Consider the following 14,899-nt stretch of genomic DNA (forward strand, 5'->3'; position numbering starts at 1 on the left):
GAGCGAAGCGGAGGAGTGAAGAACGAGACCTGTAGGGCCCCGAACCCCGGGGGGGCGCGGGGGGGGGGGGGCGGGGGGGGGGCAGAAAAAGGGGGGGGGGGGGCGCGGGGGGGGGGGGGGGGGGCGGCCCCCCCCCCCCCGGCGGGGCCCCCCATTCTTTTTTTTTTCTTTTAACCCTGGCCCCCCCCGGGGGGGCCCCGGGGTTCGGGGCCCTACAGGTCTCGTTCTTCACTCCTCCGCTTCGCTCCCCCGCTCCGTCGCTCCAGAACGAGACGGGCCCCGAACCATGGATGTGATCATTCGGAGGCGGAATGTGGGGACTCCCGAATGGGGCAAGGGCGGGGGGAGCCTGGGGGTTGTGCGGCGACTGGACGGACCGTCGAGTTACGTCCGGTCGGTGCCCCAGTGGCGGAGGTCGCCGCGGTTGAGGGCTTCGGCCAGCAGGTCGGGGAACCGGTCCGGGGTGCAGGCGAACGCGGGAACGCCGAGCGCGGCCAGTGCGGCGGCGTTTTCGCGATCGTAGGAGGGGGCGCCGTCGTCGGAGAGTGCCAGCAGCACCACCACCTGTACCCCGGCTTCCTTCATCGCGTTGATCCGGCGCAGCATCTCCTCGCGGACGCCACCCTCGTAGAGATCCGAGATCAGGAAGAACAAACTGTCGGTGGGGCGCGTGATGAGTGACTGGCAGTAGGCGATCGCCCGATTGATATGGGTGCCGCCGCCCAGCTGGGTACCGAACAGCACATCGACCGGATCGCTGAGCTTATCGGTGAGATCGACGACCTCGGTATCGAAAACCACCAGCGAGGTGCGCAGCGACCGCATGGAAGCCAGGACCGCGCCGAATACCGAGGAATACACGACGCTGGAGGCCATCGACCCGGATTGATCGATGGCCAGGATCACGTCCCGGTGCACCGCCTGCGACCGGCGGCCGTATCCGACCAGATGTTCGGCGATGATGGTGCGCTGCTCGGGCAGATAGTTGGCGAGGTTCTTGCGGATGGTGCGGTCGAAGTCGATATCGTGGGGTTTGGGCCGGGTGGTGCGGGTGGCCCGGTTGAGTGCCCCGCTCACCGCGGCGACGGTACGGGCGGCGATCCGCTCCTCGATTTCCTTGACGACCTTGCCGACCACCATCCGGGCGGTCGATTTGGTGGTCTCCGGGATCACCCGGTTCAGGCTGAGCAGTGTGCCGACCAGATGAACGTCGGGTTCGACCGCCTCCATGAGTTCGGGTTCGAGCAGCAACTGGGTGAGGCCCAGTCGCTCTACGGCATCCCGCTGCATCACCTCGACCACGGTCGACGGAAAGTAGGTGCGGATATCGCCGAGCCAGCGCGCCACCCGTGGTGCCGATCCACCGAGGCCGGCGGATCGGTCACCGCCCGACCGGCCGCCCCCGCGATTCGTGTCGTATACGGCGCCCAGCGCCTTGTCGACGGCCGCATCGTCTGCTCCGGTGAGCTCGCCGAGCGCGGGATCGGCCGCGCCGCCGAGGACGAGGCGCCACCGGCGCAGCCGCTCCTCGTCCGAGACCGGGTGTGGTGCGGTGCTGTTCATGCCGGAACCCCCAGAATATCGGCGACAGCGCGCAATACGAGCGCGCCGCGTTCGGAATCGATAGCGGTGCGCGCCGCCGGTACACCCGGCCCGGTATCGCGGACGGCCGACCCGATCGCCCGGCGTTCCCCGGACTCGAAAGCACCGAAGGTACGCCGTAGCAGCGGCACCACTTCCGTGAACTGATCGCCGGTGAGCCCGGCGAGCCAGTCGTCGACCAGGCGCAGCAGGGCCCGGTCGTGAACCAGCACCAGCCCCCGCCCGCCGACGAAACCGTCGACCCAGGCAGCCTTCGCGGCCGCGGTATTACCGATCGACAGCGCGGCGGCCAGCCTGCGGGAGGCCTCATCCGAGTCGAACCGGCCGGCATCGCAGAGCAGCCGGACCACCCGGCCGGTCAGCATTCCGTGGACATCCGTGCGGTCCGCCAGCCGCGCCAGTGCCACCAGCCAGCGTTCGGTGGATTCGGGGTCGTCGCGGGTGTGTATCGCGGTATTCAGTCCATCGAGCTGAGCGCGCAGGGCGGCGGCGGTATCGTCGCCGAGCCCCGTGACCGCCGCCGGGAGACCGGCACAGATCCGGACGAGCATGCTGTCGGCGACCTGGGCCAGAGCCGAGGTGTCGGTACCGCGCACATCGCCGTAGCGCAGGGTGCGCAGCACGCCCGGTAGCGCGGCGAGCAGGTGGGTGATGTCGTGGTCGATCGCGGCCGCGGAACCGAGCCGCCGGATCAGGCCGTCGAGGGCACCCGGTAGCTCGGCCAGCAGCGCGAATTCCAGGGCATCGGTCAATTCGGCTACAGCGCTGCCGTCCCGGCCCGCTGTATCGAGGATCTTCGCCTCGGCGGCCGCCTGCACCGTGGTACCCCAGCGGGACGCCTCGATCACCCGGACCGCGAATTCCGGTTCCCAGCGCAGTTCCCAGGTCTCCCGGAATGTTCCGGTGGATCCGGCCGTACCGGTCGCGGGAACACCCCAGTGCACGCCCAGCAGTCGCAGCCGATGCAGCAGCCGTGATTTGGCGATATCGCGGTCCTTGCGCAGATCCAGGTCCAGCGTCCGGGACAGGGCCTCCTGTTTCAGTCGCAGCGTGCGCGCCTGGGCACGGAGATCGGCCTCCAACGGCACGGTGGGCGTTTCGGCCGGGACGGCGCCGAGCGCCTCACCCACCACGAGTTCGGCACCGACCAGCCGCAACACCGTATCGTCCCCCTCGCACAGCACCGCCCGGGTTGCCTCGGTGACCTCGGACAGCCCCGCCAGTGGCCGCGAGCGAAGGGCAGCAAGGGTTTCCGCCAGCCGGACGGCCTCGATGATATGGGCACTGGACACCGGCAGATCATGATCACGCAGCAGCCGCGCGACCTTGGTGAGCCAGGAGACGATCGGATCCTCGATGGTGGTGAACAGATGGTGGTACCAACCGGGGGAGGTAACGCCCGCGCCGTAGCCGGAGGCCGCGGCGAGGCGGGAATGCGTCCACGGCACCCAGGTCAGCTTCGTCTTCACCTTCGGAAGACCCTTCAGCAAGAGCCGATCGGCGTTCGCCGGGCCCAGCGGATCGCACAGCGCGGGAGCATGCCATGCGCCACAGACGACAGCGATCCGCCGGGCACCGTCCTTACGGGCCTGCCGCAGCACCTGCCGCATATGCGCCTCACGGACGAGTGTGTGCCGATCGAGAACCAGCGGTTCCGGGTCGGTCTCGCCGTGGGCGCCCGCGCCCCCTTCTCCCGCGACCCGCGATTCGCTCGGCAGCAAGCCGGCGGACTCGTCAGCCGCCTTATCGGCGAGTTCGGTTGCCGTGCCGGAGGTGTGCGAATCACCGGCTGTGGTGGCGTGATGGCGGGGCGCTGTCGGGTCGACCGCGCGGTCGGGACAGCCGGCCGCAGGAACATCGGAAGGCAGTTCGGTGCGGGCGGTGTCGCGCAGGGCCGCCATGGCCTCGGTGATAGCGGGGAAAGTCCCGGCGTCGGTGCTCGATTCGACCACGGCGTCCCACCAGCGTTCCGCGTCGTCATAGCCGCCCGCCGCGGCGAGTTCGGCGAGGGCGTCCCGGCCACCACCGCTGTCTTCCACGGCCAGTGCGACCGACGCGGGTAGGTCGCAGAACCGCACCGGTATCCCGTTTCCGACGGCGTAGCGCAGTGCCTGCCACTCCGGGGAGAACACCGCGTACGGCCAGAACGCCGCGCGCGCCGGTTCGTCGGCAACGTAACCCAGTAACGCGACCGGCGGTTCCATCGTATCGGCGGCTATATGCGGGACAAGTTGGTCCGCGTCCGCCGGGCCCTCGATCAAGACCATATCCGGCCGGAATTCCTCGAGCGCCGAACGCAGCGATCGAGCCGAACCCGGCCCGTGGTGCCGAATCCCGTAGACCCGGGTCTCGCTGGACTCGTTCATGCTGTGTAGATCTCGGATGAGCGAGGGCCCTGCGTGGTTACGCTCCGCTACCGTCTCCGGGCCTGACTCGCTCATGCTGTGTAGATCTCGGATGAGCGAGGGCCCTGCGTGGTTACGCTCCGCTACCGTCTCCGGGCCTGACTCGCTCATGCTGTGTAGATCTCGGATGAGCGAGGGCCCTGCGTGGTTACGCTCCGCTACCGCCTCCGGGCCTGACTCGCTCATCCGGTGATTTCCCGGCAGGCGCGGTAGAAATCGGACCATTCGTCGCGTTCGCGGACCACGGCCTCGAGGTACTCCGTCCACACCACCGAATCCGCGACCGGATCCTTGATCACCGAACCGATCACCGCGCCCGCGATATCCGCGGCCCGCAGGACGCCGTCACCGAAATGCGCCGACAGCGCCATTCCGTTGGTTATCACCGAGATGGCTTCGGCGGTTGACAGCGTTCCGGACGGTGATTTGAGTTTGGTCCGGCCGTCGGCCGTGATACCGGCCCGCAACTCCCGGAAGATCCGCACCACCCGGCGCACCTCCTCGGCGGCGGCCGGTACCTCGGGCAACTCCAGTGCCGACCCCAGTTGCGCGACCCGGCGGGTGACGATATCGATCTCTTCGCCCTCGCTGCCGGGCAGCGGCAGAACCACGGTATTGAAGCGGCGGCGCAGGGCCGAGGACAGTTCGTTCACACCGCGGTCGCGATCGTTGGCGGTGGCGATGATGTTGAACCCCTTGGCGGCCTGTACTTCTGTCCCGAGTTCCGGGATCGGCAGGGTTTTCTCGGACAGGATGGTGATCAGCGCATCCTGCACATCGGAGGGGATCCGGGTCAGTTCCTCGAGCCGAGCGATGGCTCCCGTGCGCATGGCGGTGAGGACAGGGGAGGCCACCAGGGCGGCGTCGGTGGGACCCTCGGCAAGCAGCCTGGCGTAGTTCCAGCCGTACCGTACGGCCTCCTCGGCGGTGCCCGAGGTGCCCTGGACCAGCAGCGTGGACGACCCGCTCACCGCCGCCGAAAGATGTTCCGAAACCCAGGTCTTCGCGGTGCCGGGTACGCCGAGCAGCAGGAGTGCGCGATCGGTGGCGAGGGTGGCGACCGCGACCTCCATCAGCCGGCGCGGGCCGACGTATTTGGGGGTGATCACCGTTCCGTCGTCGAGGGTGCCGCCGAGCAGGTAGGTCACCACCGCCCAGGGCGAAAGTTTCCACGACGGTGGGCGGGGCCGGTCGTCGGCGGCGGCGAGTGCGTTAAGTTCGCCGACGAATGCCTGTTCCGCGTGCGGGCGCAGCAGCGGTGCGGGCGGGGCGGTTTCGGTGATGGTCAATTCAGCTCCTCGAGCATGACGGATCGTTGGTGGAGTTCATGACCGAGCAGGAGGAGGGCCATCGTCCACTCCCGGTCGGTGCAGCGGTTCGCCATCGTGACGACCGCCTGTTCGCAGTCGGGTGGCATATGGCGGGCGGCGGTGTGCAGCAGTGAACGGTGCGCGGTCGGCGGGGTTCCCGGTGCACCCGGGCGGCGTTCCGCGGTCCGGGCCCGCTCGCCGAACAGATGCAGCAGATGCCTGGCCACTTCGGGCGGCCACGGCTGGGCCACGGCCGGTAACAGCGATTCGATTTCGGACAGCCATGAGGCATCCAGCCGGGCCAGGTGGCGCGCCTGGTCGGCGGCCGGGATCAGAGCGAACAACTCCCGGCGCCGCAGGATCGCCGCATTCGAGGGAGTGCCCGCGGCGAACAGCGCGGCGGCCCATCCGGGGTCACGCTGGGTGAGTGCCGCGTCCATCCAGCCGTCGAACAGCGGCTGCCGGAACCGGTCGTCGATGCGGGTCGCTACTGCTCGGTCGGGGGAGCCGAGGGTGGTGGTCCACTGAGCGAGCGGGAGATCGGCCACCAGCCTGCGCAGCCGGGCGGCGGTCAGGTCGGGCTGTCCGTTCCAGCGGTAGCCGGATTCCACGGCGTTATCGGTGAAACCGTCGCACACCGTGTCGGAGTCCAGGGTTTCCGGGATGTCCACTACCAGCTCCGCGGTCTGCTCCGGCCCACCGGAGCCGTACTTCAGCCAGGCCGCGGCCCGTGCGGACATCCGGCCGGCGAAGGCCGAATCGGGTAGCTGGGCCAGTAGTCCGGCGGCCGTGCGGCGCACATCGCCGCGGCGATCGCGCAGGGCGCGTTCGAGCAGGACCTCGTCTGCCGGACCCAGCCGGTCGGACAGAACAGCCAGCAGTTCGGCCTTCGGTTCGCCCGATTCACGTGGCCAGGCCGCTGCGAGGGTTTCGCGTGCGGCGTCGGGGTCGCGGTGGCGCAGCGCGGCCAGCCACCGGATCCGTTCCGGCGGCAGGCCCAGCCGCCAGGTGTCGGCATCCGATTCGGGGTCTGCGATATCGCGCCGGACGAGACTGTGCCAGCGCGGAACAGATTCCGCGAGCCAGCGGCCCCGGGTGCCGGCGAGCCGCAGGGCTGCTTCCCGGAGGCCGGTATCGCGTGCGGCGAAGTCCAGCAGTTGCCCGGCCAGTCGATCCGGTGCGCGGTAGTCGTGCGGTGCGGCAGCGGCGAACCATTCCGGGAGGAATTCCGGCCGGGATTCGATCAGCACGGCCAGCCGGTCGGCCGCGGCGGGGGGCAGCACCGCCCGCGGATCCTCGGCGGCGGGCTCCGCGGTCAAATCGGCGTGCACGGGTAGGTATCCGCCGCGTGACCAGGCCATTTCCAGCGCTGCGGCGTCCAGTAGCCGGCAGGCCGCGTCCCTACCGGGCAATGCCGCGGCGGCCGCGCCGACCGGACCGGGAAGCGCCGGGAGTGCGGCGGCGCCCCGGGCCGTGCCGAGTAGGGCGATCGAAGCTGCCTCGGGGCCGGCGGTGAACGCGGTATGGGTGGTATCGGCAACGGGACCGGCATCGTGGAACTCCCCACCGGCGAGCACCGATACGGCTTCCAGCGCCTGCCCCGTCCAGAGGCCGAAAACGGTGACCGGCCGCCCTCCGGACAAGGCCAGGAGCCGCCACGGTTCGGCAGGTTCCACCAGGGGTATCGCGGTGCCGTCGGGTTCGGCGAGCAGCCAATCGCCGGCCCGCTCGACCGGGACGACCGCGCGCAGCAGCACGGGCCAGGACTCCAGCCACGGGTCGGCCGCGGCGGCCGTGGCGAATTCACCCAACGCGTCGGCGATCGTGCCGGACCCGGACATGGCCGCGATTGCGCCGGTATCCGGCATGGGCGCGGCCGAATCGGAGCCGGCCACGGCACGCAGCGGTGCGGCAGCCGGATAGTAGTGCAGGCCCGCTTCCGCCATCAGGCCGATCGGTGCGACCTCGGTGTCGAACGCCGGTGAACCGTGGGAATGGTCGATCAGCAGTGCCCGGCGGCGGGTGCGCACCCCGTACAACCAGCTGCGACGGGTATGGAGCCCTTCTTGTTCGCCGGTGCGTATTCCCAGCGTGACCCACCGGTCACGCACCTCCGGTTCGGCGAGAACGGTATCCGTCGTCATCGGATAACCGATATGGGTGCGGACGGTCGCGGCCGAGGGTGCTGCCGACGTATCCAGTTTCGCGTGGGCCACCAGCAATAGCCGCAGCCAGGCGAACCGGCCCAGGATCACCTCCGGCCAGTTCGGCCGCCCGACCACCGCTGCCGGTAATCGGCGCAGCACGGCGGCGATACCGGGGGCCTGTGCATCGACCATGCGTGCGGCCACGGCTTCGAACGCGGCAGGGGAGCGATCCGTCTGGGTCAGCCCGGTGCGGATCTGATCGGCCAGCCAGGTTTCGAGTTCGGCCAAACCTGCCGTGACCCGCTCGTGCCGCTGCTGCGCCGCGGCCGTGCTCGGCACGCGTTTCTTCTTCGGTGCGGCGGCCGCCGCCGCCCGGCGGCCGATCCACTCGGCGGCGAAATCGGCCGTTTCGCCGGTTTCCTCGACCGTCCCGCCGGACCACAGCAGTAGTAACGACAACCCATGTTTGCAGGGAAATTTCCGGCTCGGGCACGAGCACCGGAACGCCGGCCCGGACAGATCGACGATCGTCTGGTAGGGCGTCCGGCCGCTGCCTTTGCACAATCCCCACAGTGTGGTTCCGCACCAGCCGGTGCCCGACCATTTCCCGGCGAGTTTGCGCGCGGCGGTGAGTGAACTCGTATCCGGCGCGAGTGCTGTCACCTGGTTCTCCGGCCACTGCGGCGTCATCCGGTGAGTCCGTATCGTTCGATCATCGTGCCCCCGTTTCCTCGGTCCGAAGAGTTGTATCGCACCGCACCGACACAAACATGTCACCACCGCTGGGATGTGGAAGAGGTTGTCGCCGAGAGGTATTCGCGTAAGCCTGCGGTTGCGCATTCCGGAGACCTCTGGCATCCTGTCCTGTTCGGCACGACCGAGCCACCCCTGGTGGGTGACACCAACGAGCTGCCCGACGGGGTTGGCGAGGGGTGGCCATCGGTCGGAGTCGGATCGGCCGATGACCAGATCCCATCCCCGCGGGCAGGTTCGCCTCTCCATCGCTGGCGTCTCCGGTCCGGAAACGCCACTGCCGCACCGTCCCGGACGCGTGCCCTCCCTGCCCACTGCACTATCGGGCGGTTATCCGGTAGCGTTCGGCACAGCTTTCGATCGTTCGATCACACCCGGGGCCGGGGAGCGCGTGTGGTCCCGAGGGGGTGGAGAAGTCGTGGAATCTGTGTGTGAGCAATCCGAGCGAATCCCGATCCGGCCGGGGGAGCGGGTCTTTCGGCAGCTCGAGGCCGAACCCGGGCTGCCGCCCGAGGTCGCCGAGATCGTCCGGGCCGCTCTCGCCGCCGCGGCGACGGCCGGCCCGTCGCTCCCTGCGGAGGGCAGCGCCTTCGATTTCAGCGGGATGTTCCTGCGCGCCATCCGGGTCGAGGGGTTCCGTGGTATCGGCCCCGAAACCGTGCTGGAATTACCGCCCGGGCCCGGGCTCACCCTGGTCACCGGCCGCAACGGTAGCGGTAAATCCAGTTTCGCCGAGGCCGCCGAATTGGCGCTCACCGGGGCAAATCGACGCTGGGACGGCCGTTCCGCCGCGTGGCGGGAAGGGTGGCGCAACCTGCATCACCCCGGTCCGGTCCGGATCGAATTGGAATTGCGTACCGACGGACCCGCGCCGGCGCTGACCATCGCCCGGGCGTGGCCCGACGGCGAACCGCTCACCGGAGGCGAGTGGGTGCAGCGCCGGGCCGGCGCACCCGAGACCGCGTTCCCCGCCGGCCGGTGGGCGCCGACGATGGAGTTGTACCGGCCGTTCCTGTCCTACAGCGAACTCGGCGCCCTGGTCGACGGGAAACCCAGTGAGCTGTTCGACGCCCTGCACCAGTTGCTCGGTATGGACGAACTCATCGCCGCGCACGAACACATCCGGTCCGCGCGCCTGGAAATGGAGGGCGCGGCCCGGACCGCCCGCCGGGAACGGCAGCTGCTGCTGGCCGAGCTGCCCGCCCTCACCGACCGGCGGGCCGCGCGCGCCGAACGGATCCTGCGCCTGCCCGAACCCGACTTCGCCGCGCTGGAAATCCTGCTGTCCGATACCGCCGGCGGACCGGAACCGGCCGCCTTGCGCGCGATTCTGGCCCTCGAACTGCCCCCCGCGGCTCGGATCGAGAATCTGCTCACCCGGCTCCGCGCGGCCCGGACAGCGGTGGCGGCGGTGACCTCCCCCGAATCGGCCGCCGATCTGCGCATACTCGATCTGCTGCGAATCGCCTATTCCCATGTGGCCGAGCAGACTGCCGGCGCGCACCCGGAACACCGGACCCCCGGCGAGGACACCGGCGGTCCCGGTGCGGCATCAGCGGGGTCCCAGGCCCCGGCACGCAGCTCTCTCGCCGGAATATCCGGTCCTGTGACCGCGCCCGGCAGCACGAGTCCGGGCAGCGGCTGCCCCTGCCCGGTATGTGGCCGGGGGAGCCTAGACGTGCGATGGCTATCCGAAACCGCCGCTGCCGTCGGCGAACTCTCCGAGCGAACCGCCGGCCTGGTCCGCGCACGCGCCGAATTGAGCGATGTGCTGGCCGAACTGCGCGCCGCGATCGGGGAGGTACCCACGGAACTCACGCCGGCGGATCCGGCCCTTCTCGATACCGCGGCCCTGACCGAAACCTGGGCGCAATGGCGCACGCTGGCCGAATGCCCCGAGCCGGATCCGGACACGCTCGGTGTCGTCCACGAGCGGTTGTCCGGTGAACTCGGTTTCCTGCGGCAGCGTGCAGCGAAGGAACTGGACCGGCTGGAGCAGGCCTGGACGCCGTTGGTCCCGCGCCTGCGCAGCTGGCTCGAACTCGCCCGCACCGTGCACGCCCGGGCGGCGGAACTGCAGACCGCGCGGGCCGCCGAGGTCTGGTTGAAATCGGCCACCGCCCACGTGCGCGACGAGCGGCTCGCCCCGCTGGCCGGCACCGCGCGGTGGGTCTGGCAGAGCCTGCGCCAGCAGAGCAATGTCGAGCTCGGCGGAATCCGGTTACAGGGCAATGCGAACTCCGCCCGCCGGGTGCAGCTGGATGTCACCGTGGACGAGGTCGACGGCGCCGCCCTCGGGGTGATGAGTCAGGGCGAACTGCATGCCCTCGGCCTGGCCCTGTTCCTGCCCCGGGCCACCGTGGCCGCCAGCCCTTTCCGCTTCGTCGTGATCGACGATCCCGTGCAGGCAATGGATCCGGCGAAGGTGGACGGGCTGGCCCGCGTTCTCGCGACCGTGGCATGGGATCGGCAGGTGGTGGTTTTCACCCACGACGACCGGCTCGCCGAGGCGGTGCGCCGGATGCAGATCGACGCCCGGATCCTCGAAGTGCAGCGCCGGGAACGATCGGTGGTGGAGATCCGGCTGTCCAGCGATCCGGTGCACCGCTACCTCGACGACGCCCGCGCCCTGCTGCGGACCCCCCAGCTGCCGCAGGCCATATCCGACGAGCTGGTCGCCAGCTGCTGCCGCTCGGCGCTCGAGGCGGCCAGTCTGGCGCGCGCGAAACGGGTCCTGCTCGCCGAGGGCATGGACCATCGTGAGGTGCAGCGACGTATCGATACCGCCCAATCCACCCGCGCCATGGTCACTCTCGCGGTCCTGGGACCCGGCCGCCGGATCGAGGACCTGAACAAACGGCTGGCCAAAGAGGGCAGGTGGGCGGTCGAGGTCGTCCGCGACGCGACCGCCGGCGCGCATATCCCGATCGCGCGCGACCTGTCCGAGCTGATCGCCGATACCGAACGCTTCGTGGACTGGCTGGCCCGATGACCGGGGATGACGCCGACGATCACGGGACCGACCGGATAGCCGCCGGACCGCCGCCCATGGCAGGCCGGGCATTGCCTACGCTCGGTTCCGATGGTGGCCCGGTGGTGCCGGCGAGCGGATCAGGATCAGCGGGGCGTGCGTCGCGGCGGCGGGTCCGGAAGCGGGAACGTCGCGGGGCGACGACGGAGTCCCGGCGATCGGGTCGTTCATCGAGCCGGCGCCCCGTCGAAGCCCGGCTCCCGCGGCCCACGGTGGCCGAGCGGCTGGTAGTGGTCGACCGGTTGCTCGACGGTTCGGTGCCCGCCGCCGGGGCGGTGTGGTCCCGGGCGACCGCGTGGATTCTGCGGATCGCGCTCGAACAATCGGTGGACGAGCTGTGGGCCCGAAGCGAACCCGGCCTCGCTCGCTGTCCGATGCGCGCGCAGCTGCTGGCCCTGCGGGTCATTGCCGGGCCTTCCGTCGCGGCACGGACCGCCGCACTGTGGACCGCCCTGTCCCATGCCGCCCATCACCACGACACCGAGCTGGCGCCGGGGGTCTCCGAGTTGCGCCGGTGGCGGGAGGACACCGCGCGTATCGCCGGTGAACTGGCCGCGGTCCGCCGCTGAACCCGCCGAGGCCCGGCGACCCACGCCGTCGCGGACCGCGCAGAATCGGCAGTCGTGGACGATTCGAAACCATGCCCCTGCCGCCGCGGCGAGGTGTTCGCCGCATGCTGTGGTCCGCTGCTGGCCGGCCGCCCGGCCCCGAGTGCGGAAGCGCTGATGCGTTCCCGGTTCACCGCCTTCGCCCTCGGTGACACCGCCTATCTGCGTCGCTCCTGGCATCCGGACACCCGGCCCGAGCGGCTGGACCTCGACCCCGACCGGCGCTGGCTGTTCCTGGAGATTCACGCAGTTACCGGTGGCGGCCCGTTCGAGCAATCCGGAACGGTGGAATTCACCGCCCACTACCGCGACCCCGGGGGCCGGGGCCGGTTGCACGAGATCAGCCGATTCACTCGCGTCGACGGAGCCTGGTGCTACGTCGACGGCGATATCGCGGAATGAGCCGCGACCGCGGAACTCGACCGGTTCCCGCGTCCGGCCGCCGGTAGTGTGCACGCCATGCCGCGTATCGCCATCGAATACTGCACCCAGTGCCGCTGGCTGCTCCGGGCGAGCTGGATGGCGCAGGAACTCCTGACCACCTTCGGCACCGATATCGGCGAGGTCGCATTGATTCCCGGCGAGGGCGGGGTCTTCCGGATCACCGTCGACGGCGACCAGGTGTGGGAGCGCAAAACCGACGGTGGTTTTCCCGATATCGCAGTACTCAAGCAGCGCGTCCGTGATCGTATTGCTCCGGCGCGCGATCTGGGCCATATCGACCGAGGGCACGGTGGGACTCCGGAAACGCCGGGCGGCTGAACCGGGTGGCGCCGGCAGTCGACCGCCGGTTGTCGCGAGTACCCGGTGCAGCGACAAGGCCGGCGCGGTTACCACTGCCGCCAGATGCGTGCAGCCGGGCCGTCACAGCCTGGGAACCGCGCCTGATTGACCGGATCGTCACGGACGTGGACGGCTGCGGTGCACCCGACGATCTGCGGTATGGCCGCCGGTGAGTCACCAGCGGCTGCCTGATTCCCTGTCCGCACAATTCTGAGCTGGGCCCGCCGGCGCGGCCCGATTCCGGATCAGCCGCAGCAGCCCCCACCGCAGCTGCCGCCGCCCGTGGCGGGAGCGGGCGCCGATACCGCCGGTGCCGCGGCCCGCCCGGTCGTCGCGAAGGTCGTGAGCAGTTTCACCGTGTCGTCGTGGCCACCCGGGCACACGGCCGGATCCGACGCCTGCGCCATCGGACGGTTCACCTCGAAGGTATTGCCGCAGCTGCGGCACCGGAATTCGTAACTCGGCATGCCGGAATTCTAGAGACGTCGCAGACCGGTTTTTCCGGCGCAACGCGATAATTCTGGAACCGAGTTGTAACCAGTTCGGTCGTACCCTCGAATGCACAGGTAGAGGAGGTCTGTGATGAATGTCCAGTGCTTCGAGGTAGCGCCTGGCGTGGACGGGTCCGCCCCGGTGGCCCGGACCGAGTTCGGTGCGGTCCGGGGATCCCGGGAGGGCGCGGTTTCGGTCTGGCGGGGGATCCCCTACGCGGCCGCGCCCGCCGGTCCGCACCGGTTCCGGCCGCCGCGGCCGCCGCAACGCTGGGACGGGATCCGCGATTGCGTCGCCTTCGGTCAGATCGCCCCGCAGGATATGGACAACACCGTCCCGATGGACCGTTCACTGTCGATGGGCGAGGACTGCCTATGGCTGAACGTCTGGGCGCCCGCCGCGACCGCCGAGGAACCGCGGCCGGTGCTGGTGTGGTTGCACGGCGGTGCCTACTGCCTGGGTTCGGCCGCACAGGCCGTCTACGACGGCGGCAATCTGGCTGCGGCCGGTGATGTCGTGGTCGTCACGGTGAACTACCGGGTCGGGGCCTTCGGCTTCCTGGACCTGTCCTCGCTGCACGACGACTTCGCACCCAACCTGGGATTGCTCGACCAGCTCGCAGCCCTGGAATGGGTCCGCGACAATATCGACGGTTTCGGCGGCGACCCCGGCAATGTGACCCTGTTCGGGGAATCCTCCGGCGCCGGCTGTGTCACCGCGCTGCTCACCGCGCCCCGGGCCGCGGGCCTGTTCCAGCGCGCCATCGCGCAGAGCCCGCCCGCGACCGCTGTCTACGGCCGGGAACGCGCGGCCGGGGTGGCGCAACGCTTCCTGGAATTGGCGGAATTGCCGAGGTCACGCGCGGCGGAACTGCTGACCTGCCCGATCGACCGGATCGTGCGGGCGGCCGCGGTGCTGATCGACGAAGTCCCGCTGCAGGCCCCAGGCACGCTCGCCGCGGCACCGGTGGTGGACGAGGATCTGCTGCCCGGTTACCCCACCGACCGGTTTCGCGACGGCCGCTCGCATCGGGTACCGCTCATCATCGGCACCAACAAAGACGAGGCCTCGCTGTTCCGGCTGTTCCGCTCGCCGATCATGCCGGTCACCCCGGAAGCAGTGAACACCATGCTCGAGCAGGTCCAGACCGGCCACCCCGACCTGTCCGCGGAACGTATCGCGGAGATCACCCGCGTATACCCCGACCTCGCAAAGCCACGCGGCGCCCTGGCCATGTCCACCGATGCCGCATTCCGGATGCCCGCACTCTGGGTGGCCGACGGCCATGCCCAGCACTCCCGCACCTGGATGTACCGCTTCGACCACGCGACCCCCATGCTGCGCGCCGCCCGCGTCGGCGCCGGGCACGCCACGGAACTGCCGTACATCTTCGGCAACTTCGGCACCTTCGACCACGACCCCACCTTCTGGCTGGGCGGCCGCCGGCAAGCCGCCGAGGTCTCGGGCCGCATGATGCGCCGCTGGCTGGCCTTCGCCGCACACGGGGTCCCCGCCGCGCTCGATGGTTCCAAACACTGGCCGCCCTACCATCCGGAAACCCGGGAAACCCTGCTCATCGACACCGTCGACCGCGTGGTCCCGGACCCGGAAGGTGAGCTACTCACCGCCTGGGGCGAACGCGCCGTAGGTTTCGCCTGAGCTGTATTTTTGGCGCCGCCTTCGGCGGCGCGGGGTTTCGGCCCCCCTTGGTCCATGCTTTCCGCCCGCGATACTCGCGGCTGCGCCGCATTGTCTCGCGGGCGGAAAG

The 14,899-nt window shown here is 70.0% G+C and carries 10 protein-coding genes; 5 read left to right on the forward strand and 5 right to left on the reverse strand.

Features of this window, described 5'->3' with window-relative positions; translation table 11 throughout:
* Window positions 1–384 precede the first annotated feature (384 nt).
* The 4 genes from QH196_RS14250 to QH196_RS14265 all read right to left on the reverse strand — a co-directional run bounded on the left by QH196_RS14250 (window position 385) and on the right by QH196_RS14265 (window position 8,154).
* Window positions 385–1,563 carry a VWA domain-containing protein gene (locus tag QH196_RS14250; protein WP_280416264.1) on the reverse strand — a complete coding sequence of 393 codons (1,179 nt, stop codon included), beginning with the start codon at window positions 1,561–1,563 and terminating at the stop codon, window positions 385–387.
* Window positions 1,560–3,968, reverse strand: a complete 2,409-nt coding sequence (locus QH196_RS14255) for a DUF5682 family protein (RefSeq protein WP_280416265.1) — start codon at window positions 3,966–3,968, stop codon at window positions 1,560–1,562. The genes QH196_RS14250 and QH196_RS14255 overlap by 4 nt, the downstream gene beginning before the upstream one ends.
* A gap of 221 nt (window positions 3,969–4,189) precedes the next feature.
* Entirely contained in the window at window positions 4,190–5,296 is a 1,107-nt protein-coding gene (locus QH196_RS14260) for an ATP-binding protein (RefSeq protein WP_432279494.1), read from the reverse strand.
* Complete coding sequence (locus QH196_RS14265; protein ID WP_280416266.1) at window positions 5,293–8,154, reverse strand: DUF5691 domain-containing protein; 2,862 nt, start codon at window positions 8,152–8,154, stop codon at window positions 5,293–5,295. Before QH196_RS14265 ends, QH196_RS14260 begins: the two co-directional genes overlap by 4 nt.
* A 481-nt stretch (window positions 8,155–8,635) precedes the next feature.
* Here QH196_RS14265 and QH196_RS14270 point away from each other — a divergent pair, with 481 nt between their 5' ends.
* The 4 genes from QH196_RS14270 (at window position 8,636) to QH196_RS14285 (ending at window position 12,618) form a co-directional block, all read left to right on the forward strand.
* On the forward strand, window positions 8,636–11,209 hold the full coding sequence (locus QH196_RS14270; protein WP_280416267.1) for an AAA family ATPase: 2,574 nt from the start codon (window positions 8,636–8,638) through the stop codon (window positions 11,207–11,209).
* Between the two features lie 251 nt (window positions 11,210–11,460).
* Complete coding sequence (locus QH196_RS14275; protein WP_280416268.1) at window positions 11,461–11,817, forward strand: hypothetical protein; 357 nt, start codon at window positions 11,461–11,463, stop codon at window positions 11,815–11,817.
* Window positions 11,818–11,871: 54 nt separating this feature from the next.
* Window positions 11,872–12,258 carry a YchJ family protein gene (locus QH196_RS14280; RefSeq protein WP_280416269.1) on the forward strand — a complete coding sequence of 129 codons (387 nt, stop codon included), beginning with the start codon at window positions 11,872–11,874 and terminating at the stop codon, window positions 12,256–12,258.
* A gap of 57 nt (window positions 12,259–12,315) precedes the next feature.
* Window positions 12,316–12,618 (forward strand): SelT/SelW/SelH family protein, encoded by a 303-nt coding sequence (locus QH196_RS14285; RefSeq protein ID WP_280416270.1) that lies wholly within the window; start codon window positions 12,316–12,318, stop codon window positions 12,616–12,618.
* A gap of 266 nt (window positions 12,619–12,884) precedes the next feature.
* Here QH196_RS14285 and QH196_RS14290 read toward each other — a convergent pair whose 3' ends face one another.
* The gene (locus QH196_RS14290) at window positions 12,885–13,106 is read right to left on the reverse strand and encodes an FmdB family zinc ribbon protein (RefSeq protein WP_280416271.1); all 222 of its coding nucleotides are present in this window, start codon (window positions 13,104–13,106) and stop codon (window positions 12,885–12,887) included.
* A 115-nt stretch (window positions 13,107–13,221) separates the two neighbouring features.
* Here QH196_RS14290 and QH196_RS14295 point away from each other — a divergent pair, with 115 nt between their 5' ends.
* Window positions 13,222–14,790 carry a carboxylesterase/lipase family protein gene (locus QH196_RS14295; RefSeq protein WP_280416272.1) on the forward strand — a complete coding sequence of 523 codons (1,569 nt, stop codon included), beginning with the start codon at window positions 13,222–13,224 and terminating at the stop codon, window positions 14,788–14,790.
* Window positions 14,791–14,899: the final 109 nt, after the last annotated feature.

The sequence above is a fragment of the Nocardia carnea genome (assembly GCF_029868325.1).
Classification (GTDB): domain Bacteria; phylum Actinomycetota; class Actinomycetes; order Mycobacteriales; family Mycobacteriaceae; genus Nocardia; species Nocardia carnea_C.